A 2,577-nucleotide genomic window follows, 5' to 3' on the forward strand; every position below is an offset into this window, starting at 1 on the left:
GGGTAAGCGGCTCATGACGGCCATTCTCGACGGCTGAGCGAACCGGTTGGTAGTTTAGTTCCCGCTAAATAATTTGGTGGGAACTAAAGTGGACGAGACATTGAATCGGATCGCGAAGGTCAAGCGACCAAACTTTCGGGTGGAAACCAAGCGGCACCTGGTCGAGCAGACCTTCGAAGCAGGAGCTTCGGTTTCGCTGGTTGCACGCCGTAACGACGTCAACACCAATTTGTTGTTCCGGTGGCGGCGTCAGTATCTGCAAGGCGTGTTCGGCGCGCCATGTCCAGAGCATTCGGCGGTGGCCTCGAAACCTGATGCCAGCTCGACGGTACTTCTTCCAGTGGGCGTTGTCGCGGAGCCTTCGGAGGCAACGCCCATGACCGACGATACCAACTCGCCGCCCGACAACGTCTGCGAGATCGAATTTGATCGTGCACGCGTTCGAATCTCCGGTGAGGTCTCGCCGGCGTTGCTGCGGCTGCTCATTCGGGAGCTTGCCCGATGATCGGCCTGCCGGCGGGCACGCGTGTCTGGCTCGTTGCCGGCATCACCGACATGCGCTGCGGCTTCCAAGGGCTGTCGGCGAAGGTGCAGACAGCGCTCAATGAGAATCCACTGGACGGTAACGTCTTCATCTTCCGCGGGCGCCGCGGCGATCTCGTGAAGGTGCTTTGGGCTACTGACGACGGACTCTGGCTTCTCGCGAGACGGTTGGAGCGAGGGCGTTTCATCTGGCCACAGGCCGATGGCGGCAAGATCCATCTGACGACTGCACAGTTGTCGATGTTGCTCGAGGGCATCGACTGGCGACAGCCACGACGCACCGCCGCACTCTCGATGTTGTAAACCGCGAGGAAGGCTCGTAAACTGCGACGCATGTCCGATCAGGCGCCGCTTCCCGATAACGTCGCCGAGCTCCGTGCCATGGTGCTCGCGCAACAGGCATCGCTGCTTGAGCACCAGGCATCGATTGCGAAGATGGTGCAGGAACTCGCCGCGCGAGATGACGAGATCGAGCGCTTGAAGGCGCAGATCGACAAGCTTAGGCGGATGCACTTCGGGCGCAAGTCTGAACAACTCGCGAAGCAGATCGACAAGCTCGAGGCGCAGCTGGAGGACCTGACGGGCGGTCGTGGTGCTGCCGAGGCGCGTAACCAGCGGGACAGGACACCGAATGCGCCGGCCAGCAAATCGCCTTCGCGAGGGCCGCTCCCGCCGCACCTGCCGCGCGAGGAGATCGTTCTCGAGCCCGATCCGCTCTGCCCCACGTGTGCGACGACCATGCAGCCGCTGGGCGAGGACGCATCCGAACAGCTCGCGCGCGTAGCCGCCGCATTCAAGGTGATCCGCACGATCCGGCGCAAATTGCTTTGCCCCGGCTGTGGCCATATCGAACAACTGCCGATGCCGGGCCTGCCGATCGAGCGCAGCATCGCGCATCCAAGCCTGCTGGCCGATATCGCGGTATCGAAGTTCGCGGATCACCAACCCCTGTATCGCCAGTCGGAGATCGCGGCCCGCGACGGCGTGACGCTTGATCGCGCCAGCATGGGCCGCTGGCTCGGCCAGATCGTTGAACTCTGCATGGTGCTGGTCGAGGCGATCCAGCGCTACGTGCTGGCTGCCGGCAAGCTCCATGGCGACGATACAACGGTTCCCGTCCTCGCACCGGGCAACCAGAAGACGACAACCGGCCGATTCTGGGTCTATGTGCGCGACGATCGACGCTCGGGCTCGGCGGAACCTGCGGCAGTCTGGTTCACGTACTCGTCGGACCGCAAGGGTGTTCATCCGCAAACGCATCTCGCCAACTTCAAGGGAATCCTGCAGGCCGATGCCTACGCCGGCTTCGATCAGCTGTACGCAAGCGGCGACGTCTTCGAAGCGGCATGCTGGGATCACGCGAGGAGGTACGTGTACGACGTTCACGAGCGCACGCCGACTCCGGATACCCAGAAACTGCTCGAGATGATCGGAGAGCTCTACAGCATCGAAGCCGACATTCGCGGCAAACCACCCGATGAGCGGTTGCGTGTGCGGCAGGAGAAGAGCAAGCCTCTGCTCAACACGTTCGAATCGACAATCAGGGCCACGCTTGCAACGCTGTCGAAGAAGTCTACGCTCACGGGCGCGATCAACTACTCGCTGAACCATTGGGCGGCGCTCACGTTCTACTGCGAAGACGGACGTGCCGAGATCAGCAATGTGCTTGCAGAAAATGCCCTGCGTTGTGTAGCGTTGGGCAGGAAAAACTATTTGTTCGTTGGCTCCGACAGCGGCGGTGAGCGTGCGGCGGCGATGTACAGTCTCATCGGCACGTGCAAACTCAACGAAATCAACCCGCGTGCCTACCTCGAACACGTGCTCACCCGTATCGCGGACCACAAGGTCAACCGCATCGACGAACTGCTTCCCTGGAACGTGGCCGACAAACTGAAGCCCGCAGCTCCGCCCACGCACACCGCTTGACCGGGTAGATCGAGATAGGTCGTGTCAACGACCATGCAAACAATCCACGCTCTCACATCATGCCCCACGCGCGCGCGGATCGGGGATCGGCCCTGCCGAGCCGCTTAC

The 2,577-nt window shown here is 61.9% G+C and carries 3 protein-coding genes; all 3 read left to right on the forward strand.

Features of this window, described 5'->3' with window-relative positions; all coding sequences use genetic code 11:
- The first annotated feature begins 100 nt into the window (after positions 1–100).
- The 3 genes from AB3X89_RS39315 to AB3X89_RS39325 are packed head-to-tail and all read left to right on the forward strand — an operon-like array spanning position 101 to position 2,469.
- Complete coding sequence (locus tag AB3X89_RS39315; protein WP_368587952.1) at positions 101–505, forward strand: transposase; 405 nt, start codon at positions 101–103, stop codon at positions 503–505.
- Entirely contained in the window at positions 502–846 is a 345-nt protein-coding gene (gene tnpB, locus AB3X89_RS39320) for an IS66 family insertion sequence element accessory protein TnpB (protein ID WP_368587950.1), read from the forward strand. Before AB3X89_RS39315 ends, tnpB begins: the two co-directional genes overlap by 4 nt.
- A 30-nt stretch (positions 847–876) precedes the next feature.
- A complete protein-coding gene (locus AB3X89_RS39325) occupies positions 877–2,469 on the forward strand; it encodes an IS66 family transposase (RefSeq protein ID WP_368587951.1) in 1,593 nt (530 codons plus the stop codon).
- The last annotated feature ends 108 nt before the right edge of the window (positions 2,470–2,577 follow it).

The organism is Paraburkholderia sp. BR14320 (assembly GCF_040948665.1).
Classification (GTDB): Bacteria; Pseudomonadota; Gammaproteobacteria; order Burkholderiales; family Burkholderiaceae; genus Paraburkholderia; species Paraburkholderia youngii.

Coding starts and splice junctions, on each gene's coding strand:
- tnpB (WP_368587950.1), top strand. CDS start 502: ATGATCGGCCTGCCGGCGGGCACGCGTGTCTGGCTCGTTGCCGGCATC.
- AB3X89_RS39325 (WP_368587951.1), top strand. CDS start 877: ATGTCCGATCAGGCGCCGCTTCCCGATAACGTCGCCGAGCTCCGTGCC.